General features: G+C 62.7%; 23 protein-coding genes and 1 tRNA gene. 17 read left to right on the top strand and 7 right to left on the bottom strand.

All coding sequences use genetic code 11. The features are described from left to right. The first annotated feature begins 55 nt into the window (after window positions 1–55). The 3 genes from mobB to ABC729_RS10730 all read left to right on the top strand — a co-directional run bounded on the left by mobB (window position 56) and on the right by ABC729_RS10730 (window position 2,249). Entirely contained in the window at window positions 56–574 is a 519-nt protein-coding gene (gene mobB / locus ABC729_RS10740) for a molybdopterin-guanine dinucleotide biosynthesis protein B (RefSeq protein ID WP_495607592.1), read from the top strand. Next, window positions 564–1,790, top strand: a complete 1,227-nt coding sequence (locus ABC729_RS10735) for a molybdopterin molybdotransferase MoeA (protein WP_495607591.1) — start codon at window positions 564–566, stop codon at window positions 1,788–1,790. Before mobB ends, ABC729_RS10735 begins: the two co-directional genes overlap by 11 nt. Before the next feature lie 195 nt (window positions 1,791–1,985). Further along, entirely contained in the window at window positions 1,986–2,249 is a 264-nt protein-coding gene (locus tag ABC729_RS10730) for a YjhX family toxin (RefSeq protein ID WP_495607590.1), read from the top strand. Between the two features lie 160 nt (window positions 2,250–2,409). Here the strand turns inward: ABC729_RS10730 and ABC729_RS10725 are convergent, their stop codons facing one another. Continuing rightward, on the bottom strand, window positions 2,410–4,071 hold the full coding sequence (locus ABC729_RS10725; protein WP_495607589.1) for an electron transfer flavoprotein-ubiquinone oxidoreductase: 1,662 nt from the start codon (window positions 4,069–4,071) through the stop codon (window positions 2,410–2,412). A gap of 157 nt (window positions 4,072–4,228) precedes the next feature. Between ABC729_RS10725 and ABC729_RS10720 the strand changes: the two genes are divergently transcribed. Continuing rightward, a complete protein-coding gene (locus ABC729_RS10720; protein WP_495607588.1) occupies window positions 4,229–5,104 on the top strand; it encodes a uracil-DNA glycosylase in 876 nt (291 codons plus the stop codon). Here the strand turns inward: ABC729_RS10720 and ABC729_RS10715 are convergent. Continuing rightward, window positions 5,087–5,554 (bottom strand): GNAT family N-acetyltransferase, encoded by a 468-nt coding sequence (locus tag ABC729_RS10715; protein ID WP_495607587.1) that lies wholly within the window; start codon window positions 5,552–5,554, stop codon window positions 5,087–5,089. The genes ABC729_RS10720 and ABC729_RS10715 overlap by 18 nt on opposite strands. Window positions 5,555–5,557: 3 nt before the next feature. After that, entirely contained in the window at window positions 5,558–6,436 is an 879-nt protein-coding gene (locus ABC729_RS10710) for an N-acetylmuramic acid 6-phosphate etherase (RefSeq protein WP_495607586.1), read from the bottom strand. Between the two features lie 144 nt (window positions 6,437–6,580). On the opposite strand from ABC729_RS10710, the gene ABC729_RS10705 reads away from it, so the two are divergent. The 5 genes from ABC729_RS10705 to ABC729_RS10685 are packed head-to-tail and all read left to right on the top strand — an operon-like array spanning window position 6,581 to window position 10,752. Continuing rightward, on the top strand, window positions 6,581–7,456 hold the full coding sequence (locus ABC729_RS10705) for a glucosamine kinase nucleotide-binding domain-containing protein (RefSeq protein WP_495607585.1): 876 nt from the start codon (window positions 6,581–6,583) through the stop codon (window positions 7,454–7,456). Continuing rightward, window positions 7,453–8,220, top strand: coding sequence for a GntR family transcriptional regulator (locus ABC729_RS10700; protein WP_495607584.1), 768 nt, complete (start codon window positions 7,453–7,455; stop codon window positions 8,218–8,220). Before ABC729_RS10705 ends, ABC729_RS10700 begins: the two co-directional genes overlap by 4 nt. A 16-nt stretch (window positions 8,221–8,236) precedes the next feature. Further along, on the top strand, window positions 8,237–9,277 hold the full coding sequence (locus ABC729_RS10695; RefSeq protein ID WP_495607583.1) for an SIS domain-containing protein: 1,041 nt from the start codon (window positions 8,237–8,239) through the stop codon (window positions 9,275–9,277). After that, the gene (gene nagA, locus ABC729_RS10690) at window positions 9,277–10,449 is read left to right on the top strand and encodes an N-acetylglucosamine-6-phosphate deacetylase (RefSeq protein ID WP_495607582.1); all 1,173 of its coding nucleotides are present in this window, start codon (window positions 9,277–9,279) and stop codon (window positions 10,447–10,449) included. Before ABC729_RS10695 ends, nagA begins: the two co-directional genes overlap by 1 nt. A 33-nt stretch (window positions 10,450–10,482) precedes the next feature. Continuing rightward, window positions 10,483–10,752, top strand: a complete 270-nt coding sequence (locus ABC729_RS10685) for a transposase (RefSeq protein ID WP_495607581.1) — start codon at window positions 10,483–10,485, stop codon at window positions 10,750–10,752. 169 nt (window positions 10,753–10,921) lie between these two features. Here the strand turns inward: ABC729_RS10685 and ABC729_RS10680 are convergent, their stop codons facing one another. The 3 genes from ABC729_RS10680 to thrC are packed head-to-tail and all read right to left on the bottom strand — an operon-like array spanning window position 10,922 to window position 14,301. Further along, window positions 10,922–11,530 (bottom strand): GNAT family N-acetyltransferase, encoded by a 609-nt coding sequence (locus ABC729_RS10680; protein ID WP_495607580.1) that lies wholly within the window; start codon window positions 11,528–11,530, stop codon window positions 10,922–10,924. 60 nt (window positions 11,531–11,590) lie between these two features. After that, on the bottom strand, window positions 11,591–12,874 hold the full coding sequence (locus ABC729_RS10675; RefSeq protein ID WP_495607579.1) for a M16 family metallopeptidase: 1,284 nt from the start codon (window positions 12,872–12,874) through the stop codon (window positions 11,591–11,593). 17 nt (window positions 12,875–12,891) lie between these two features. Beyond that, entirely contained in the window at window positions 12,892–14,301 is a 1,410-nt protein-coding gene (gene thrC / locus ABC729_RS10670; RefSeq protein ID WP_495607578.1) for a threonine synthase, read from the bottom strand. Window positions 14,302–14,597: 296 nt separating this feature from the next. Here thrC and ABC729_RS10665 point away from each other — a divergent pair, with 296 nt between their 5' ends. Together ABC729_RS10665 and ABC729_RS10660 are read left to right on the top strand one after the other, a co-directional pair. Next, window positions 14,598–15,161: a hypothetical protein gene (locus ABC729_RS10665; protein ID WP_495607577.1), complete on the top strand. Its 564-nt coding sequence runs from the start codon at window positions 14,598–14,600 to the stop codon at window positions 15,159–15,161. A gap of 9 nt (window positions 15,162–15,170) precedes the next feature. After that, complete coding sequence (locus tag ABC729_RS10660; RefSeq protein ID WP_495607576.1) at window positions 15,171–15,704, top strand: hypothetical protein; 534 nt, start codon at window positions 15,171–15,173, stop codon at window positions 15,702–15,704. Here ABC729_RS10660 and ABC729_RS10655 read toward each other — a convergent pair whose 3' ends face one another. Next, window positions 15,705–16,334, bottom strand: a complete 630-nt coding sequence (locus ABC729_RS10655; RefSeq protein WP_495607575.1) for a 2-hydroxychromene-2-carboxylate isomerase — start codon at window positions 16,332–16,334, stop codon at window positions 15,705–15,707. A 192-nt stretch (window positions 16,335–16,526) separates the two neighbouring features. On the opposite strand from ABC729_RS10655, the gene ABC729_RS10650 reads away from it, so the two are divergent. From ABC729_RS10650 to ABC729_RS10625, 6 genes are all read left to right on the top strand, one after another. Then, a tRNA-Ile gene (locus tag ABC729_RS10650) sits at window positions 16,527–16,602 on the top strand. A gap of 492 nt (window positions 16,603–17,094) precedes the next feature. Continuing rightward, complete coding sequence (locus ABC729_RS10645; RefSeq protein ID WP_495607574.1) at window positions 17,095–20,139, top strand: BPTD_3080 family restriction endonuclease; 3,045 nt, start codon at window positions 17,095–17,097, stop codon at window positions 20,137–20,139. A gap of 76 nt (window positions 20,140–20,215) precedes the next feature. Then, window positions 20,216–20,674, top strand: a complete 459-nt coding sequence (locus ABC729_RS10640; RefSeq protein WP_495607573.1) for a hypothetical protein — start codon at window positions 20,216–20,218, stop codon at window positions 20,672–20,674. Window positions 20,675–20,923: 249 nt separating this feature from the next. Next, complete coding sequence (locus tag ABC729_RS10635; protein WP_495607572.1) at window positions 20,924–21,067, top strand: hypothetical protein; 144 nt, start codon at window positions 20,924–20,926, stop codon at window positions 21,065–21,067. Next, complete coding sequence (dinD, locus tag ABC729_RS10630; protein WP_495607571.1) at window positions 21,057–21,896, top strand: DNA damage-inducible protein D; 840 nt, start codon at window positions 21,057–21,059, stop codon at window positions 21,894–21,896. Before ABC729_RS10635 ends, dinD begins: the two co-directional genes overlap by 11 nt. A 35-nt stretch (window positions 21,897–21,931) precedes the next feature. Further along, window positions 21,932–22,441: a hypothetical protein gene (locus ABC729_RS10625; protein ID WP_495607570.1), complete on the top strand. Its 510-nt coding sequence runs from the start codon at window positions 21,932–21,934 to the stop codon at window positions 22,439–22,441. The last annotated feature ends 109 nt before the right edge of the window (window positions 22,442–22,550 follow it).

Raw genomic sequence — 22,550 nt, 5'->3', positions numbered from 1 at the left:
CGGCGTCGCCTAATCCGCGCTACACTTCTTCCGGTGACGCATCGGGGTGTGGATCATGGGGCTTCCCCCTAACCTGTTCGGACTGGCCGGGTGGAGCGGCAGTGGCAAAACCACGCTAATTGCGCGGTTGATCCCGGCCCTGTCGGCGCGGGGCCTGACGGTCGCCACCATCAAGCATGCCCACCACGCCTTCGATATCGACCAGCCGGGCAAGGACAGTTACGTCCACCGCATGGCGGGCGCGCAGGAGGTGCTGGTGGCGTCGGCCAACCGCTGGGCCCTGATGCATGAGAACCGGGGTGGGGGGGAGCCGACCTTGGCTGAACTGGTCGCCAAGCTGTCCCCCGTTGATGTCATCCTGGTCGAAGGGTTCAAGCGCGACGCGCACCCCAAGCTGGAGGTGCATCGCCCGTCCAATGGCAAGCCGCCGCTGTGGCCCGATGATCCGCGCATCGTGGCGGTGGCCAGCGATGTGGCCCTGCCCGACTGTACCTTGCCCGTGCTGGATTTGGGCGATGTGGAGGCAGTGGCCGACCTGATCCTGCGCACCATTGGGGTGGGGTATGGCGGATAGGGATTGTTTTGATACCGGATCAAAAATTCTGACCGTGGCGGAAGCGCTGACCCTGATCGCCGCGCAGTTTCATTCCGTTACGGAACCGGAACAAGTACCGCTGGCTGGGGCGTTGGGCCGGGTGCTGGCGGTGGATGTGGTCAGCGCGCTGGACCTGCCGCCCTTTGATAATGCCGCCATGGATGGCTATGCCGTGCGCGCCGCCGACCTGGGCCGGGCGCTGCCGGTGGCGGGCACGCTTTATGCCGGGTCGGCACCCGTGGCGGCACCAACGCCGGGGATGGCCCTGCGCATCTTCACCGGTGCCGTGATGCCGGACGGGCTGGACACCGTCGTCATGCAGGAAGAGGTGCGGGTGGAGGGCGCGTTTGTCCACCTGCCTGCCGGTGGTTCGGTCGGACAGAATGTGCGCCAGCGCGGAGAGGATGTGGCGGTGGGGCAAGTGGCGCTGCCCGCCGGACGGCGGCTGCGGCCACAGGATATCGGGCTGGCGGCGGCGCTGGGCTTGGATGCGCTGTCGGTGCGGCGGCCCCTGCGCGTGGCGCTGTTTTCGACGGGGGATGAGGTCACGGCGCCGGGCCGCGCGCTGGCCCCCGGCGGCATTTACGATGCCAATCGCCCCATGCTCCACGCGCTGCTGTCGCAGATGGGCTGTATGGTTACCGACCTGGGCATCCTGGCCGATGATGAGACCGTGATCCGCGCGGCCCTGGCTGGGGCGGCCCCTGACCATGACCTGATCCTCACCTCCGGCGGCGTGTCGGCCGGGGAGGCCGATCATGTGAAGGCGGCGGTGACGGCGCTGGGCGGGCTGGACCTGTGGAAACTGGCCCTGAAACCCGGCAAGCCGTTGGCGTTGGGGCATGTCGGGGGCGTGGCATTTGCCGGGTTGCCCGGCAATCCTGTGGCCATGCTGGTGAGCTTTTTGGTCCTGGTCCGGCCCTTGATCAACCGTCTGTCGGGGGCGGTGTCCACGCCCCTGCCACTGCTGACCGCACCCGCCGGGTTTGCGCATGCCAAGAAGGCGGGGCGGCGGGAATATCTGCGGGTCAGCATTGGGCCGGACGGTGTGGCCCATGCCGACCCGGATGAAAGGGCCGCCATGCTGGGCCGCCTGACCCGCGCCGATGCGCTGGCGGAACTGGGGGAAGAGGTGACGGTGGTGAGGCCGGGGGACCCGGTGCGGGTGCTGCCATTGGGGCTGCTGGGGGCTTGATAATAAATCCGCATACGGATATGTTCCGACATCCGCTTCGATAGGAGCTTTGATGTTCGGGATTGTCGTCATCCGCTGACCCGCCGCTTGTGGCCGGTCAGTCTTCGCATAAGTCCATGCCCCGCCGCGCGGTTTGCCGGTGGCCGCGTATGGCTGCGTCAGCCCCTATGCTGAACGGACGACGACATCCCCATCATGAATATCTCAAAGCCGGAGCAGCGGACGCTGCACGCGCTGGCCCAGGGTGGCCGCATCAACCTGATCCGTAACGAGGCCGATTATCGCGATGTGCAGGCCGTGGAATGCCTGACGCGCGACGGCTGGCTGCTGGTGGATTGCACCTTGCCGGTGTTCCGCAAGCTGAAGGCCCGCCGCCTGATCGCATCGCGAAACGGTGGGCCGTATCGCATCACGCGCAATGGCCTTATGGCGGTGCGGCCGCAGTTGGATAACCGCTGAAACGAAGAACCCCGGTGCCGTTGCCAGCACCGGGGTTACTCGTGCTCCCTCAAGCGCCGGGCGGGCGCATCCGCGCCCTTGGCTTACGGCGCATGAGCGCCGGGCCGACAGTCGTCGGCCGCCAAGCCGGCAAAGGTTCAACCTTTGCCGGCTTGGTCCCTCACATATTCGGGTAGTTCGGACCCCCGCCGCCCTCCGGCACGGTCCAGGTGATGTTCTGGAGCGGATCCTTGATGTCGCAGGTTTTGCAATGGACGCAGTTCTGCGCGTTGATCACGAAGCGCGGATGCTGGCCATTATCGTCGCGCACCACCTCATACACCCCGGCGGGGCAATAGCGCTGGGCCGGTTCATCGTAATTGGGCAGGTTATGCTCAATGGGGATCGACGGGTCCTTCAGCTTCAGGTGCGCCGGCTGATTTTCCTCGTGATTGGTGTTGGAGATGAACACCGAGGACAGGCGGTCGAAGCTGATCACGCCATCGGGCTTGGGATACTTGATCTTCTTGGCCATATGGGCCGGGGTCAGGCTTTCATGGTCGGCCTTGGTGTGGTGCAGGGTGTAGGGCAGGAATTTGCCCAGGCCCAGGTCGTGCGCCCACATCTGAATGCCGCCATGGATGTTGCCCAGCAGCAGACCGGCCTTCAGGCCCGGCTTCACATTGCGGACCTTGAACAGATCCTCATAAACCCAGCTATCCTTCCAGGATTGTTCATAGGCCGACAGCGTATCGCCGCTGCCACCGCCGGCGGCCAGCTTGTCGAAGGCGGCCTCGGCGGCCAGCATGCCGGTCTTCATGGCATTGTGGGTGCCCTTGATGCGGGGCACGTTCACAAAGCCGGCGGAACAGCCGATCAGCGCACCGCCGGGGAAGGTCAGCTTCGGCACTGACTGCAACCCGCCCTCATTGATGGCGCGGGCGCCATAGGACAGGCGCTTGCCACCCTCCAGATACTTGCGCACGAACGGGTGCTGCTTGAAGCGCTGGAATTCCTCAAACGGGGACAGATGCGGGTTGGCGTAATCCAGGTTCACCACGAAGCCGATGGAAACCTGATTGTCTTCCAGATGGTACATCCAGGAACCGCCCGCCGTGCTGCTGTCCAGCGGCCAGCCCTGGGTGTGGATGACCAGACCCTGTTGATGCTTTTCCGGGTCGATCTGCCACAGTTCCTTGATGCCGATGCCGTATTTCTGCACGTCGCAGTCCGACCGCAGATCGAACTTTTCCATCAGCTGCTTGGACAGGTTGCCGCGCACCCCTTCGGCGAAGAAGGTGTATTTGCCGTGCAGTTCCATGCCGGGCGTGAAGTTATGCGTCGGCTCCCCATCCTTGCCGATGCCCATGTCGCCCGTGGCGACACCCTTCACGCTGCCATCCTCATGGAACAGCACCTCGGCGGCGGCGAAGCCGGGATAAATCTCCACGCCCAGCTCTTCAGCCTGACCCGCCAGCCAGCGGCAGAGATTGCCCAGGCTGATGGCATAGTTGCCGTCGTTGTGCATCAGAGGCGGCAGCAGGAAGTTGGGCACACGGATGCCGCCCTTGTCCGACAGGATATAGAACCGGTCGTCCGTGACGGGCGTGTTCAGCGGCGCGCCCTTTTCCTTCCAGTTGGGGATCAGTTCGTTCAGCGCGCGGGGGTCGATGACATTGCCCGACAGGATGTGGGCACCCACTTCCGAGCCCTTTTCCAGGACGCAGACGCTGACCTCCTGGCCCTTCTCCGCCGCCAGCTGTTTCAGCCGGATCGCCGCTGACAGGCCCGACGGGCCTGCGCCAACGATCACGACATCATATTCCATCGATTCGCGTTCCATACCCCATCCCACCGCTTGTTTTCAGCGCGCCTTTCGACCGTTCGTGCCTTTTTGCAGGCGCGTGATATCCAGTCCTGGTGCTGCTGCCGGCCCGTCCAGCGGGGCCGATCCTCTACGACGCTGTTAAGACAGCATAGGCCGGTGGTAGGGTCAAACCATGATTGGCGTTGTCGAATCCGTCTCCGCCCTGCGGTTCCTGTTGGATTGCGGGGTTGATGAGGTGATTGGGGAGGAGCCGACCGATTGGTCGGCCCTGTCCCCACGTCCGCGCACCCAAAGTGCCGTAGCGTCACCTGCACCCGCCCGGCCCGCAGCGGGGTCCGCAGCGCCGCAACCGGCCCCGCGACAAAATGTGCCGTCGCCACCGCTGGCCCGTCTTGCTGATCCCGGCCCGCTTGGGGCGGCGGAGGCCGGGCAGTCGGCGCGCATGGCCGCGTCCGCCGCCCAGACCCTGGATGAGCTGAAGGAGGCGCTGGCCGCCTTTGACGGCTGTGCCCTGAAAAGGACGGCCACCAATCTGGTGTTCGGGATGGGCAGCCGGCAGGCGCGCATCATGCTGATCGGGGAAGCGCCGGGGGAGAATGAGGACCGGCAGGGCCTGCCCTTTGTCGGGCCGGCGGGACAGTTGCTGGACCGCATGCTGGCGGCCATCGGGTTGGACCGGAACGCCGATGATCCCGCCAAGGCCGTCTATATCACCAACATGCTGCCCTGGCGTCCGCCCGGCAACCGCAGCCCGACGGATAGCGAGATTGCCGCCTGCATGCCGTTTATGGTGCGGCATATCGAGCTGCTGTCCCCCGATATCCTGATCTTTGCCGGCGGCATTTCGGCCAAGGCCATGTTGAACCGCACGGAGGGCATCACCCGACTGCGCGGACGCTGGTTCGATTATGGCAGTGCCGGGTTGAAGAAATCGGTGGCGGCGATGCCAATGCTGCACCCCGCCTACCTGCTGCGCAATCCCGATGCCAAGCGGGAGGCGTGGAAGGATTTGTTGGCGCTGAAGGTCCGGTTAGACGGGGGCCCGTAACATGCCCCGGTAAAGGCCGGGTTCCGAGCCAGCGATGGGGATGGCGCCCACAGCCTTTTGATAGAATTCCACCGGACCCGCCCCGCCGATGACGGCGTAGGCATAACCATCGGCGGCCATGGCGCGCAGGCTGGTCAGCAGCAGCGCCTTGCCCAGGCCCAGCCCCCGCGCCTTTTCATCCACGCCCGTGGGGCCGAACAGGCCGCGCGCCGTCACGTCATGACAGGCGAAACCCAACAGGGTGCCGGCATCATCATGGGCGATATGGATGCGGGTGGGGCAGGCAGACAGGGCGACGGCGGCTTCCGCCCGCCAGCCCTCGCCAAACCGCTGTGCGATCCAGGGCAGGATGACGGATGCCTCCGGGGCCAGCGCGCGGCGCAGCGTGATGCCGGGCGATAGAGGGTCGGGGCCGGGGGGCAGGGTGTAGAGTTTGACGAGCAGGTCCATGTGTTACCCCAACGCCTTGCGCAGATTATCACCGGCCGCCGACAGGGCCGCGCGCGCCGCATCGGGCGACAGGCCGCGCAGAAGGACCAGGGCTGCCGGCTTCAAGGCACCATCGCAATCGGCAAGGGCCTGTGCCGCCGCCCCGGCAGTGGCCCCCGTGATCTGGCGCAGGATATCCAACGCACGGGCCTGCAGCTTCACATTATTGACCTGCAGGTTGACCATCAGATTGCCGTAGACCCCACCCAGGCGCACCATCAGGGCCGTGGAGAACAGGTTCAGCAGCAGTTTCTGCGCCGTGCCCGCCGCCAGACGTGTGGAGCCGGCGATCACCTCCTCCCCGCTATCGACAAACAAAGGATGTTCAGCGGCCAGCAGCAGGGGGGAGCCTTCATTGCTGGCAATGCCGATGGTCAGGGCACCCACGGCCCGCGCCACGTCCAGCGCGCCCACGGTAAAGGCGCTGCGCCCGCTGGCCGAGACGCCGATGACGATATCGGCGGGGCCGGGGGACAGGGCGCGGATGCGGTCAGCCCCGGCATCGCCCGCATCCTCCACCGACCCGTCGAACCCAAGCCGCAGGTCGCCAATCCCGGCCAGGACCAGTTCCACCCGTGTCAGCGGGAAGCTGAACGTGCCGGGCAGTTCCAGCCCGTCGAGTGCGGCCAGCACCGCCGATGACCCGGCACCGACATAGATCAGACGACCGTCGGTGCCGATTCGGGCCGTAGCCTCATCCACGGCGCGGCCCAGGGCCGGCAGGGTGGCGAGGCAGGCCGACACGGCCCGCGCCTGCCCGCCCCACAACGCCTCCAGAATGTCGGGTGTGGACCATTGGTCCAGCCCCTGGAAGCGTTGGCCCACCTTCTCCGTCGCGGACATATCCTGTCTCTGGTCTTGTTCGAATGAGGTGATGACCATACCAGATGAAGATTTGATCGCCAAGTGAGGCTTGGGATATTGCTATCTGGTATTTATCTGGTATCGTACCTGTCAGTGATTGGATAGAGACCAAGAGACGCCTTCATGACCTCTCCCTTGTTCCTGGGCATTGATGGTGGTGGCACGCGCTGCCGGGCACGGCTGGCCGATGCGGGCGGGCGCACGCTGGGCGAAGGTGTGGGTGGGGCCGCTAATATCCGTCTGGGCCTGGATGTCGCCTGGAATGCCATCATGGAGGCCGTCGATGCCGCCCTGGTGCAGGCGGGGTTGGGGCGGGAAGTTCTGTCCACCACCTGTATCGGCCTGGGTCTGGCCGGTATCACCAATGCGACCGATCAGAAGCGGGTGGCCGACAGCGCGCCAGTGAGTTTCGCCGGCATCCTGTCCGATACCGATGCCTATACGGCCTGCCTGGGTGCCCATGCCGGGGCCGATGGCGGCATCCTGATTTCCGGGACGGGTAGTGCGGCGCAGATCATTGTGAATGGCGTAGGCCGGGGCATCGGCGGCTGGGGGTTCGAGGTGTCGGACTTAGGCTCCGGCGCGTCGATGGGGCGCGACGCGGTGAAGGCCGCCCTTCTGGGCCATGACGGCATGGGGCCGCACACGGATTTGACGCGGGCCGTGATGGCGACGCTGGGGGGGGACCCGCCTTCGGTCGTCGCCTGGGTCGGCCCGGCCCGTCCGGGGGATTATGGCACCCTGGCCCCGCTGGTGTTGGAGCATGCGCGCAAGGGCGATGCGGTGGCCGAACGGCTGGTGCGCGAACAGGCTGATTATCTGGTGATGCATATCCGCCGCCTGCTGGAACTGGGCGCGCCTGCCATCTGCCTCATGGGCGGGCTGGGGCCGGTGCTGCTGGACTGGATGCCGCCCTGGGTGCGGGATGTCCTGACCGAACCGAAGGGTGACGCTATGGCCGGCGGCGTGCTGTTGGCCATGCGGGCGGGTGGCGCATGAGCGTGACCGAACCCCTGTTCGATGGGGCGGCATTGTCCGCCGACAGTCCCCTGCCGCTTTACATGCAGCTGGCCCGGCATCTGAAGCGGTTGATCAGCGACGGTACTTTGGCGGTGGAGGATGCGCTGCCGGCTGAACGCGATCTGGCCGAAGGGTTCGCCGTGTCGCGCGTGACGGTGCGCAAGGCGGTGCAGGCGCTGGTTGATGAGGGGTTGCTGCATCAGCGCCCGCGCGCCGGCACCTTCGTGGCCAAGGCCCCGCATGTGGAACAGCCCTTGTCGGCCCTGACCGGCTTTTCCGAGGATATGCGCTCGCGAGGGCTGGAACCGTCATCGCGCTGGCTGTCGCGCACGGTGGCCCCGGCCAGCCCGGAAGAGGCGATGGTGCTGGGTCTGGCGTTGGGGGAGAAGGTCAGCCGGCTGTGGCGTCTGCGTCTGGCCGATGAGGCACCGATGGCCATTGAGCTGTCGGTGGTGCCGGCCCGCATCCTGCCCGACCCGATGCAGGTCACCGGCTCGCTCTATGACGTGCTGCGCGGATTGGGATATCCGCCGCACCGCGCCTTGCAGCGCCTGTCCGCCGGCCTGCTGAATCCCGATCAGGCCGGCATCCTGCACGTGCCCGAAGGCACGCCGGCTTTGTTCATCGAACGCCGCAGCTTCCTTGAAAATGGCCGCCCGCTTGAATTCGTGCGCAGCCAGTACCGGGGCGATGCCTACGATTTCATTGTGGAGCTGAACCTGACCGCTCCGCCCAACCCGTGATGTTTTGAGACCGATCATGACCAAGCCCGACAGCACCAGCACCAAGATGGCCGTGGAAGCGGCGGAGAGTGCCGCCGCCATTCAGCGCCAGATCGACCGCTGTGGCCCGACCTTCGCGGCCCTGGGGGCAAAGCTGCGCGACCTGAACCCGTCGCTGGTGGTGACCTGTGCGCGCGGCAGCTCCGACCATGCCGCCACCTATGGCAAGTATCTGATCGAAACCCATCTGGGCCTGCCGGTCGCGTCGGTCGGCCCCTCGGTTGTGTCGTTGTACAATACCGACCTGAAGGTGCAGGGGGCCCTGTTCGTGGCCGTATCGCAGAGCGGGCGCAGCCCCGACCTGCTGCGTCTGGCAGCGGCGGCCAAGAAGGGCGGGGCCTATGTCGTGGCCTTCGTGAATGACGAGACATCGCCGCTGGCAGAGGCGGCCGACCTGTTCATCCCGCTCTGTGCCGGGCCGGAAATCAGCGTTGCCGCCACCAAGTCCTATCTGACGGCCTGCTTTGCCTTCCTGTCCATGGTAGCGGAATGGAAGGATGATGATGCCCTGCGCCGCACGGCGGCCCAGGCCCCGACGGCCCTGTCGGCAGCGGCGGAACTTGACTGGACGCCGGCCCTGCTGTCCCTGACGGACAAGACGGGCCTGTATATTATCGGGCGCGGCGTGGGCACGGGTGCCATCATGGAAATGGCCCTGAAATGCAAGGAAACCTGCCGCCTGCATGCCGAGGCGTTCAGTGCGGCGGAGGTGATCCATGGCCCGCTGGCCCTGGTCGGCCCTGACTTCCCTGTGCTGGCCATCAACCAGAATGATGCGACGGCAGAGGCGACGCGGGCGGCCATTGCCCGCTGTGTCGACCTGGGCGCCCCGGTATTCAGCAGCGATGATGGCGTGAAGGGTGTGATCCCGCTGCCATCGGTGCCGGCGCTGGCCCCGGAACTGGCCCCGCTGGCGGCGGTGCAGAGCTTCTACATGGCCATCCATACGGTGTCACAGCGCCGGGGCCTGAACCCCGATGTGCCCGCCAACCTGCGCAAGGTGACGGAGACCGTGTGATGACAGGCACCCTGCTGACCGGCACGCGCGTCTTTACCGGCACCCGCACCATCAATGCCGATATCCTGATCCAGGGGGAGAAGGTGGCAGCGGTCCTGTCGCCCGGTGCCACGGCCCCTGCCGGGGTGGCGGTGCGGCACCTGTCGTCCGACATGCTGCTGGCCCCCGGTTTCATCGATACACAGGTCAATGGCGGCGGCGGGGTGCTGTTCAACGATACGCCGACGCGCGACGCGGCGCTTGCCATTGCGCGCGCCCATCGCCGGTTCGGCACCACGGGCCTGCTGCCTACCTTCATCACCGATGCGGTGGAGGGGATGCAGGCAGCGGCCATGGCAGCGGCTTCGGCCAGCGGCGTCATCGGGTCTGGCGTCATCGGCGTGCACCTGGAAGGCCCGTTCCTGACGCCGGAACGGCGCGGGGTTCATAAGCTGGATCATGTGCGCCCGGCCAGCGAAGGGGATCTGGATTTCCTGGAAGGGCTGCCCGACCGGTTCGGTGCGCATGATGCCCGCGTGCTGCTGTCGCTGGCACCCGACCGGGTGGCACCGGCGGATATCGCGCGGCTGGTCGCGGCGGGGGTGATTGTGGCGGGGGCGCATTCGGCCGCCAGCTTTGCCCAGACCATGGCGGCGGTGGATGCCGGCCTGACCGGATTTACCCATCTGTTCAACGCCATGCCGCCGCTGGTCAACCGCGAACCGGGCATAGCCGGGGCCGCCCTGTCGGCGCGCGATACCGTCTGCGGTATCATTGCTGATGGGGTGCATGTGCATCCGGCCATGCTGCGTCTGGCGCTGGCGGCCAAGGGGGCGGGCGGCTTGATGCTGGTCACCGATGCCATGCCGCCGACCGGGACAGATGACAGCAGTTTCCAGCTGTACGGCCAGACCATCCATCGCCGCGACGGGCGGCTGGTCACCGATGATGGCACGCTGGCCGGGGCCGATATCGACATGGCGCAGGCGGTGCGCAACGCCATCAAGCTGATGGGCGTGGATGTGGAGGAGGCGCTGCGCATGGCCTCGCTCTATCCCGCACGGTTTCTGCATCTGGACCATCGCCTGGGCCGCATCCAGGCGGGATGGCAGGCGGATATCGTGCTGCTGGACAAGGACCTCTCCGTCACCGGCACCTGGGTCGCCGGGCAATGGCGGGATGCCGCCGATTAAATCAAAGACCACCACCAATCAGGGAGTAGGGGCATGTTGAAGCGTCGTTACACCGCCCAAGAGGTGGAGCAGAAGCTGGCCTTGGCCGATGCGCTGCTGAATGAAGGCTATAAGATTGTGGATATCGCCCGCGAACTGGGCGTGACCCGCGTCACCTATTACCGCTGGCGCCAGGATCAGGCGGGCGAGAAGCCGGCCATGGTGCGCCGCCTGGAACAGCTGGAACGGGAGAATGCGGAGCTGCGCCGGCGTCTGGCCGACCTCCTGCGCGCAGGCTACCGGGCGGATGCCGTGGCGGCGTGAAATCTACTCCCCGCTCGTGCAGCGGAAAACGTAGGTCAGGTCACGCCGAAGGCGTGCCCTGACAGGATAGGCCTTCGATCCTTTGCCGTCAGGGCGACGCGTCCGCGTCGACCTGACCTACTTACTGCTGCGGGCCGGGTATCGGTCGGATGCCGTGGCGGCGTGAGGCCTATCCCCGCTCGTGCAATCCGGCGGCCCAATCATCGCGCAGGATGGCGTAGAGGATGTGGTCGGCCCATTTGTCATTGATGCGCAGATAGGCCCGCGCATAGCCTTCCTTGGTGAAGCCGACCTTTTCCAGCACGCCGCTGCTGGCCTGATTGGTGGGCAGGCACGCCGCCTCTACCCGATGCAGGCCAAGCTGCCCGAAGGCGAAGGACAGCATCAGGCGGGCGGCCTCTGAAGTATAGCCACGCCTTGCAAAGGGGCGGCCCACCCAATAGCCCATGGACCCCATCTGCGCCACGCCGCGCCGGACATTGGTCAGGCCGATGCCGCCCACCACCTGTTCGCTGCGCTGTTCGAAGGTCAGGAAGCTGTAGGTCTCATCATCGCGCCATTCGGCGGCCTGCCGGCGCAGGCGGCGGTTGAATGCCGTCTGGGTCAGGGCGTCGGGCGGCCAGGTCGGTTCCCAGGGCACCAGGAATTCGCGGCTGGCCTCCCGGATCTCGGCCCATTGCTTCCAATCGCGCGGCTGCGCCGGACGGATGAAGACATTGGGGCCGTCAACGCGCAAGGGCGGGGGGCTTAACAGACCATCAGGGATCAAACGGATCATCCTGTTCCTGGCCCCCCGGTTCGCGGTTTCTTGTTTGTCGGTAGTTTAAGCGTGATCGCGTCAGGCTGCCAGACGGCTTGTCACGCTGTCCAGGCTTTCCAGACCTTCAAGGGGGCCCAGCGCCGTCAGGGTCGGCTTGCTGCCAAATATGCGTTCCGCACAGGCGGCGACGGCGGCCAGATCGACGGCATCCAGCTTTGCCACCGTTTCGGCGGGCGGAATGACGCGGCCATAGGTCAGCAGCTGCGAGCCCAGCTGTTCAGCCCGATTGGTGGTGCTTTCCAGGCCCATCAACTGGCTGGCCTTCAGCTGCGCCTTGGCGCGGACCAGTTCCTCTGTCGTCAGGGTGCCCGCCAGCTTGCGCACCTCCTCACAGATCACGGGGATCAGTTCGGCGGTGCTGTCGGGGCCGGTGCCGGCATAGATGCCGAACACGCCGCTGTCGGCCATGGACCAGTTGAAACTGTGGACCGAATAGACCAGCCCGCGCTTTTCGCGCACTTCCTGGAACAGGCGGGACGACATGCCGCCGCCCAGCAGGGTGGACATGAGCATGGCGGCATACAGGTCGGGGCTGTTATTCGACACCCCGTCAAAGCCCAGCAGCACATGCACCTGTTCCAGGTCGCGATCCTCCCGGAACTCGCCCCCGTGATAGATGGCCTGTTCAGCCCCCGTCACCTCACCCGCACCTTGATAGGTGAACAGGCGGGCGGCCAGTTCCACCACCTGTTCATGGGTGATGTTGCCGGCGGCGGCCACCACCATGTTGGCGGGCACGTACCGGCCCGTCACATAATCCACCATGGCGGCGCGGGGCAGGCTTTCCACCACGTCCGACGTGCCCAATACGGGGCGGCCCAGACGCTGTTTCGGGAAGGCGGTGGCCAGGAAATGGTCATAGACGATGTCGTCGGGCGTATCCTCCGCCTGACCGATTTCCTGCAAAATGACCTGGCGTTCCTTAGCCAGCTCCCCCTCATCGAACAGGGGATTCTGCACCATGTCGGCCAGGATACCCAGCGCCAGGCCCAGATCCTCCTTCAGGACCTTGGCGTAGTAACAAGTCTGTTCGCGGCTGGTATAGGCGTTCAGATGGCCGCCGACATTCTCAATCTCCGCCGAAATGGCGAAGGCGTCGCGGGTCGGCGTACCCTTGAACAGCATATGTTCAACCAGATGCGCCACCCCGTTGGCGGCCAGCGGTTCATGCCGGCTGCCGACGCCGAACCAGACGCCGACCGATACGGTCTCGACATGGGGCATGCTGTCAGTGGCGACACGCAGGCCGTTGGGGAGGGTGGTGACGCGGGTGCCGGGGGCGGCGGGGAAGCTGTTGCTCACGTAATCTCTGTTCCGTTTCAGGCTTGCTGCTTTGCGACCCGGGCGCGGGCACGCACATAGTCCTTCAATATCTGGATATCGTTGGGAAGGATATCCAGTCGTTCGGGCCGTTCGTACAGGTCGGCCAGATGGCGGGGCAAAGGCGGGCGCACGCCGGTCGCCTTTTCCACCGCATCGGGGAACTTGGCGGGATGTGCCGTGCCCATGACGATGACGGGGATGGACGGGTCCAGACCGGCATGGCGGGCGGCAGCGACACCCACCGCACTGTGCGGATCGACGAGATAGCCGGAACCGGCATAGGCGTCGCGCATCACATCCAGCGTCTGTTCAGTGTCGCAGCGATAACCCGCGAACAGTTCACGCACGCGCGCCAACTGCCCCTGGCTGACCTCAAACCGCCCCGTCTCCCGGAAGCCGGCCATGCACTGCGCCACGGCGGCACCGTCCCGGTCCATCAAATCGAACAGCAACCGTTCGAAATTGCTGGAGACCTGGATATCCATGGAGGGCGACAGGGTGGGCACCACGCCATCGGCCTTCATCTCGCCTGACGCGAAGAAGCGGGCCAGGATGTCATTCTCGTTCGTGCCAACGATCAGCTTTGCCACCGGCACGCCCATCTGGCGGGCAGCATAGGCGGCATAGACATTGCCGAAATTGCCCGTGGGCACGGCAAAGGCCACTTCGCGGTCCGGCGCACCCAGCGCCACAGCCGCTGCCACATAATAGACGATCTGGGCCACGATGCGGGCCCAGTTGATGGAGTTGACCGCCGACAGGTTCAGCGCGTCGCGGAACGGCTGATCGTTGAACATCGCCTTCACGGCGTCCTGGCAATCGTCGAACGTGCCTTCCAGAGCGACATTATGGACGTTGGACGACAGGACTGTCGTCATCTGCCGGCGCTGCACCTCCGAGGTGCGGTTATGCGGATGCAGGATAACGATATCGACGCGCTCGCGATCACGGCAGGCCTCGATCGCCGCCGAACCGGTATCGCCGCTGGTGGCACCGACGATGGTGACGCGGCTGTCCTTCTTGGCCAGAAGATGGTCGAACAATTGCCCGAGCAACTGTAGCGCCACATCCTTGAAGGCCAGGGTGGGGCCGTGGAACAGCTCCATCATCCAGGCATTAGCATCGATCTGGGTCAGCGGCACGACGGCCTTGTGCTGAAACGTGCCATAGGCGGCGTTTACCAGACGGGTGAAATCCGCCCGGTCGATGGTGCCGCCCAGGAAGGGCAGCATGACCTCGACCGCCAGTTCAGCATAGGACAAGCCACGGAAACGGCGCAGATCGTCCGGGGTCAGTTTCGGCCATGCCGCCGGTACGTAAAGGCCCCCATCGCGGGCCAGACCCGCCAGCAGGACATCGTCGAACGCCAGGGCGGGCGCCTGGCCGCGCGTGCTGATATAGGACACCTTTACCTCGACCCGATGCGGCTTAAATCCAAGGCGCGTACCCTAGCCAGGGTGGGCACGGGCCGCAAGGGGAGGGGGCGGGTGCCGTTGTGTCATTGGCTCATGCCTGACCCGACCGGGCAGGGCACCACCAAAAGCGGTACACCATCCCTATTCATCTTGTCGCAGCCCTGGGCTTAGGTGGTATCGGATCAATGGTTTCCTTCGCGACCGCGAACGTTTATCTTAAATGCCTGATAGAGTCTGAACCTAAGAGTTGCATATTTATTGCGCAGATAAAGGGGAGTGCAAGGGTGATGGGGTGGACGCAGGCCTTGATGATGGGGATGGTGATGGGCCTTGGTGCCTATCTCTTTACCTATCTTATGGGCCGCTATGCCGAAAGCTCCCTACAATCCGGCGTCGACTTGAAGCGGATAGAGGAGGTCTTGCCGCGCCGGTCCCTGCTGGAGGCGAAGTTCGATCTGCGCCGCAGCGACCGCAAGGCGCGACTGACCCAGCTGCAATCCGAACTGGCCGAACTGCGCCGTCGCCGCTTCCTTCAGGAGAAGGCCCTGGTCGATGCGCGACGGGAGGCGAATGCGCCCGTGCGCATCGTCGGGCCGGAGGGGCAGGCCCTGTTGAAGTTCCGCGCCTGGATGGTGAACCGGCAGGTGCAGCAGGCCCTGACCGACCGCAAGCGTCATCCGACCCTGGATATGGAATGGGCCAACCCGCAGGTGATCGAGATCTGGGCCGACAATCTTTCCGATGCCAAGCGGGATGCGGGCCGCATCTTCCCCATGCCGTTGGGCTATTCCCTGCTCAACATCACCCTGGAAAGTGCGGCCCCGACGGCGGATGCCGCCGTGGCGGGCTGAGGGCCTGTCATGACCGGTCCCATCATGCTGGTGGTGATGATCGTGGGGGTGGCCTTTGCCCTGGCCCTGGAACAATCCATGCGCCGCGTCCGCGACACCCGTCGCCGTGTCACACAACTTGTCGGCAAAAAGCAGCAGCAGGTGGAACGGCTGCGCGTGGCGGGGCGGGAAAGTCTGACGCTGGGCCGGGAGGTGCGCAACCAGCAGCGCACCGTCGATCATCTGATCGAGGAGATCAGTCAGGTAGACGGGGAGCTGCAGCGTCTGGCCCACCCCGCCAACCGCACCTTTGTTCTGGACGAGAAACGCGGACCTGCCGATGCCGGCTGGCACGTGACGGTGGAGGCACCGACCGTCTCGGTTGGCCGCTATGGCCCCCCCTGGCAGGGCCAGCGTCGGTTCCGCGTCTGGGCCCCTGACGAACATGCGGCCCGCGCCAAGGTGGAAAAGCGGTATGGTGCCGATCAGGGCTATACCATCATCGCCGTGTTCCCCGCCCCGCCGCCGGTCGCCAACCGCAATGGCGACCCGGCGATGGTGTAGTTAGGCTGCCGCCTTCGCCTCCAGCACGGCCTGTTTCAGCAGGGCCAGCCGGTCATTGCCGAACACCATCTCGGTACCGTTGACCACAAAGCTGGGCACGCCGAAACAGCCGGCGGCCACGGCGGTCTGGACGTAGCTGTCCTGGATGCGGGCCGTTTCCGGATCGTCCAGCATGGGCTGGAACAGATGCGGTTCGATGCCCGCCGTATCGTTGGCGATCTTGATGCACAGGGCGTCGTCCGCCGGGCTGACCCCATCCACGAAGATCGCCTTCATCAGGGCGCGGGCAAAAACCTGCCCCGCGTCAAACCGGCGGGCGGCCACACAGGCCAGCGCCAGACGCGGCGGGTTCGGCATCACGACGTCCTTGTAGTCACGCAGCGGCACGCCGTAGAGCCTGGCAAAGCGGGCCAGATCGGTGCGGCGGTATTCGGGCCTGAACTGCCCTGAATGCGGCACGGCCTGTTCCACATCATATCCGGCGGCCTTGATGATGGCGCGGGCCGACACGGGATACCAATCCACCCGGCAGCCCGTTTCGATCTGCAGCTTCATCATCTGTGTCCCGGCCAGATAGGCATAGGGGCTGGCGGGCGAGAAATAGAAATCGACGGTGACGGGACCGGGCATGGCGGCCTTCATTTCCTGTGCGGGATGACAAGGGACGAATGGCGGAAAGCCTTGCCAGCCTATGGCCGCCGTTGCAAGGGGGATGCGGGAAGCCGCCACAGCTTTGACCGGAAAAGGGGAATTGCCCGGTTGAAAATCCCGTATTGCCTTGGAGCCCGCCTTTGGGGCATTGTGCGCCCCCGCGCATGGTGGGGGCCTGTAGCTCAATGGTTAGAGCCGGCCGCTCATAACGGTCTGGTTGGGGGTTCGAGTCCCTCCGGGCCCACCAATTTTTTCAAGGGGTTAGCGTCGCCACAACGGCGACGCTAACATCTCGTAAGTGAGCTGTAAGTGCAACGGGCGTCGGCGGACGCTGGCGAACCGGAGCGAATCTCCAGTCGCTGGATTTTGGACGTCGCTTCCACTCTGATGATGGCCGATACGGCACGCTTCCATCATCACTCTTCGTCCTACCATCGCGCGCTTCTCTGCAGATTTGTGGCGTTCCGAGTGCTTCTTGAGCTGGTAGCGTCATAAGCAACGACCCATGTAATTGCCTTTCCATCGCTCGATGGCGTTATAAAATTGGGTTATTGAATACATTTGTGGGCAAGTTTATTTGCCTATTCGTTTTAGGTTTCCAGAAAATCGACGCCGTAATTTTGTCGATCCGAGCATGACCTTGTCGCGCGGAATCCCATCCTGCCGTCTGGATTTCTATGATCCGATTGTGTTAGCTCATAGGTTGACTGAGTACGTTGCTGCTGAGGCATATAATTTTATGAGTCAGAGCTTCTTTGACCGGCCCATTCTGAACTCTCCCTACGCCTATCCGGGGCGGCATTGGGAGCTGGCTGCTGATCGGCAGCCAACCAACCGCATTGTAGAGGCGCGGCGTCATTCTGACCTGATTACCCCTGTGCCCATGCCGAAGAAGCGTAAGAAGGCAGCACAGCAGGACGAACTGAATCTGGGTGCGGGCGACGGCCTGTCCACCACGGAGCAAGAATACAACCCCACCCCCATCATCAACGAGATCAGAACCTACGTTGATCAGTGGCGGAACCTGCCCAATCCAGACCAGTGGCAGGTGACGCCGGAAACTGCCCGCCTGCTTCAGCATTGGCGGCATCACAGTTTCCAGGGCGTGCGGCCCTTCTTTTGCCAGGTGGAGGCGGTGGAAACCGTCATCTGGCTGACAGAGGTGGCACCGAAGCTGGGGCAGCGTACCGCGAAATTCTGGCGACATATCAAGGGGGCGAATGCCCAGGCCAATCCGGCCTTGATTCGTCTGGCCCTTAAACTGGCGACGGGTGCCGGCAAAACCACTGTCATGTCGATGCTGATCGCGTGGCAGACGGTCAATGCCGTCCGCCACCCCAACAGCAAAATGTTCTCGCGCGGGTTCCTGATCGTGGCCCCCGGCATCACCATCCGGGACCGTTTGCGGGTGCTACTGCCCAATGATCCGGACAGCTATTACCGTAACCGGGAAATCGTGCCATCCGACATGCTGGCCGATATTGATCGGGCCAAGATCGTCATCACCAATTACCACGCTTTCAAACTCAGAGAGAAGTTGGAGGTCAAACCCGGCACCCGCGCCCTGCTGGAAGGGCCGCGCGGGGAGAAGCTGCTGACCCAGGAAACGGATGGCGAAATGCTGCGCCGGGTCATGGGCGACCTGATGGGCATGAAGAATGTCGTCGTCCTGAATGACGAGGCGCACCATTGCTACCGCGAACGGGTGAGTGATGACGAGGACGCCCTGGATGACCTGAAGGGCGATGAGAAGGACGAGGCCAAGCGCAATAACGAGGCGGCTCGCCTGTGGATTTCCGGGCTGGAGGCCATTCAGCGCAGCAAGATCGGCATCGGTGCCGTTTATGACCTGTCGGCCACGCCCTTCTTCCTGCGCGGGTCGGGCTATGCGGAGGGCACGCTGTTCCCCTGGACGGTCAGCGATTTCTCCCTGATGGACGCCATCGAATGCGGGATTGTGAAGCTGCCGCGCGTGCCTGTGGCGGACAATATCCCCGGTGCTGAGGTGCCGAAGTTCCGAAACCTGTGGGAACATATCGGCAAGAAGATGCCCAAGAAGGGGCGCGGGGCCGGCAAGGTGCTGGACCCGCTGACCCTGCCGTCGGACCTGCAAACGGCATTGGAGGCGCTGTACGCCCACTATGCCCAGACGTTTGAGCTGTGGCGGCGGGAGGGGATCGGCGTGCCGCCGGTCTTCATCGTGGTTTGCAACAACACCGCTTCTTCCAAGCTGGTTTATGATTTCATCTCCGGCTTCCATCGGCAGAACCCGGACGGCACGCAGACCCTGGAAAGCGGGCGTTTCCCGCTGTTCCGCAATTATGATGAGTTCGGCCAGCGTCTGGCCCACCCCAACACCCTGCTGATCGACAGTGAGCAGTTGGAGGCCGGCGACGCCCTGCATGATGATTTCCGCGCCATGGCGGCGATGGAGATTGAGCAGTTCCGCAAGGAACGCATCGCCCGCACCGGCGATATCCAAGCGGCGGGTGATATCTCCGACACCGACCTGCTGCGCGAGGTGATGAACACCGTCGGCAAGAAGGGCAAGCTGGGGGAGCAGGTGCGCTGCGTCGTCTCCGTCTCCATGCTGACCGAAGGGTGGGACGCCAACACCGTCACCCATGTGCTGGGCGTGCGCGCCTTTGGCACACAATTGCTGTGTGAACAGGTGGTGGGCCGCGCCCTGCGCCGCCAATCCTATGATCTGAACGAGGATGGCCTGTTCAATGTCGAATATGCCGACGTGCTGGGCATTCCGTTCGACTTTACGGCCAAGCCCGTCGTCGCCCCGCCGGCCAAGCCGCGGGAGACGGTGCATGTCCGCGCCGTCCGGCCCGACCGTGACCATGCGGAGATCATTTTCCCGCGCGTTGAGGGCTATCGTGTCGAACTGCCGGATGAACGGCTGCGCGCCACCTTCGGCCCTGACCATGTGCTGGACCTGAACCCTGATCTGGTCGGGCCGTCCGTGACCAAGAACCAGGGCATCATCGGTGAAGGGGTGGACCTGACCATCAAGCATCTGGAAAAGATGCGTGAGGCCACCATCCTGTTCCACCTGACCAAGCACCTGATCTATCAGAAGTTCCGCGATCCGGGGGACGAACCGAAACTGCACCTGTTCGGCCAGTTGAAGCGCATCGTGCGCGAATGGCTGGATGGCGGCTATCTGCGCTGTACCGGCGGCACCTATCCGGCCCAGGTGATCTATCAGGAAATCGCCGACATGGCTGCGGAGAAGATCAAGGGTGCCATTACCCAGAGCTTTCTGGGCGAACGCCCGGTAAAGGCCATTCTGGACAGCTATAACCCCACCGGCTCTACCCGCTTCGTCAATTTCAACACCTCCAAGACCGACCGCTGGCAGACCGACCCGGCCAAGTGCCATGTCAATTGGGTGATCTGCGACAGCGATTGGGAGGCGGAATTCTGCCGGGTGGCAGAGGCGCATCCCCGCGTCCTGGCCTATGTGAAGAACCAGAATCTGGGCCTGGAAGTGCCCTGGCTGGACGGGTCCACGTCCCGCAAATACCTGCCCGATTTCATCGTCCGCCTGGATGATGGCGGGGCGGAACCGTTGAACCTGATCGTGGAGATCAAGGGGCAGCGCGGGGAGGATGCCAGGGCCAAGGCCAACACCATGCGCACCTACTGGGTGCCCGGCGTCAACAACCTGGGCAAGTTCGGCCGCTGGGCCTTTGCCGAGTTCACTGAAGTGTTCGAGATTGAGAAGAATTTCGGCACGCTGGTGGATGGGTTCACGCTGGGGAGGGTTGCTTGAGCGTCGCCCATTGCAATTTGGGAAATTACAATAGGATCGTAGTCTTTTTGCCATTTGCTATGCAGAGGGAGTTAATATGACCATCTACGGCAGTATCGAAGTTGTGTCTCTTGATACATTGAAGATAAATGTGTCGACAGAATTCATCATTCATGAGAATGGGGGTTTTGAATGGCGTGATCGTAATATACCAGAGTCACTTCTAAAGGAAATATTCATTAGATGCTACGTATCGCTTGGAGGAAAGTCATATCTGATTGGTATTGCGTATAGCTTGGATGAAGCGCAGACGATAATATGGTGTGAGATCCAGGAAATAATTCGGATTTTTAATTTGATTAGGGATAAAGCGGAAGAAAATGAGGCGCTTTCAAAGCGACTAAAAAAACTTAAAGAAGATTGCGAGAGACAAGTCATTGAATTGATTGCGCAGAAGAAGAAAGAGAAAGAGAAAGAGAAAGAGAAAGAGAAAGAGAAAGAGAAAAAACTAAAGCAAGAACAAGAACAAGAACGCAACAACCCATTTAAACGCTAAAAACTACAGGCTTAATCGATATGAAGGTGTTTCCATGATGCCTGTCTGTGGCACCCTTCAGAAAGCGAAAGGCCCCGGCAATTGCCAGGGCCAGACGCCGACCGGAAATTTCCAATCCATTTGTCCTTCATATGGGCGAACGCCGTCGAAAAGTCAATCCACCATGGGTGGAATTTGTTAAAATGAAAATCAACCTCTGTTACTTTGTTTGATCCCACCTGCTTCCCTAACCGTCGAGTGTGAGTTCCCATGCCGCCCAAATCCAAGCAAGACCTGACCGTTGAAACCCGGCGTCATGCGAACGGGATGGGAAAGAACCAGCCGACGGCGAAGCTGGCGACGGCGATGGAACAGGCGCAGCGGCGGGCGGAGGAGGCAAGCGATGAAGACTGAGATCATCCAGCAACTGACCGACAGTTTCGAGGACCACGCTCAGGAGGCGGATGGCGTCGAATACTGGCTGGCCCGCGATGTTCAGCATCTGCTGGGCTATGCGGAATGGCGCAATTTTCAGCGTGTCGTCACAAAGGCGAAAACCGCCTGTGAGGTTTCCGGCCACCTGATCGAACACCATTTTGTTGACGTCACCAAAAAGGTCGATCTGGGTTCCGGCAGCCAGCGGGAGATTGACGATCTCATGCTGACCCGCTTCGCCTGTTACTTGATTGCCCAGAATGGCGATCCGGGGAAGCCGGAAATTGCCTTTGCCCAGACCTATTTTGCCATTCAGACCCGCCGCGCCGAACTGATCGAACAGCGGTTGCTGGAGGCGGAACGCTTGATGGCGCGGCGCAAGCTGACGGAGACGGAAAAGGAACTGTCGTCTGTCATCTATGAACAGACCGGCGGCAATCAGGATTTTGGCATGATCCGCAGCAAGGGCGACAAGGCCCTGTTCGGACGGTCCACCCAGGAAATGAAGGCCCGGTGGAAGGTGCCGGATGGTCGCCCCCTGGCGGATTTCGCGCCGACCATCATCCTGAAGGCCAAGGACTTCGCCACCGAAATCACCATCTTCAACGCCCGCGAACATGCCATGCGCACGGAACGCCAGATTTCTGCCGAACATGAGCATAATAACGCGGCCGTGCGGGCAACGCTGCTGGACCGGGGTATCCGGCCGGAGGCGTTGAAGCCCGCGGAAGATATCAAGAAGGTCGAACGCCGGCTGGCGGCGGACGAACGCAAATCTCTGGCGAACCCGGATCGGTTGCCGGAGTAAATGCAGTATTACAAACTTCTGCCTTTGGAGAAAAAATGGAACATCCATTTATGTTTTTTGTTAACCACAAGGGCTTGGCATCTTTTCCTAGTGGGAAAGTGGAAAAAATGCCTGAAAAAATGCCTGGCTTTTACGCGTGTGTTCCTGGGTTTCCGGGGCCAATCGGCCCATGTTTGTACTGGGAAGCCATCGCAATTTGCGCTTTTTATTATGAGTGCATAAATGAATATTATAATATAATCATGAAAGCTTATGAAGATTGCATCTCAGGGCCGGATGATGTGGAGGGGTGCGATGTATCAAACCCCAATCTACACCTTAGGGAAATCAAAGAAGAAAATCAATTATTTTTGTATAACTTTATCAATGAGGACTGGGGTAAGCTTGAAATTTTTCAATACGAGCATGTCGATAATCAGGGGGAAACACGTTATCTTGAGGATTGCGCAGAAGAGCTTTGCGGAAGAACATTCAAGGAGATGTGGGAGGAATTCACAGAAAAAGTTAATGATCTTGGCTATGCAAACACCAATTCTTATAATTAATGCACAGTTCATTATCGGGACATTCATTGGGTGAGCGATAATTGCCAATGAGATATTTTGAAGGCAATCGGAATTTAACCAAATCCGGCGCAGGATTAATCGACTATTA

Source organism: Niveispirillum sp. CC-CTL257 (genome assembly GCF_059489915.1).
The sequence above is the reverse complement of the archived record's forward strand: the minus strand, read 5'-3'. Positions and strand labels throughout refer to the sequence as shown.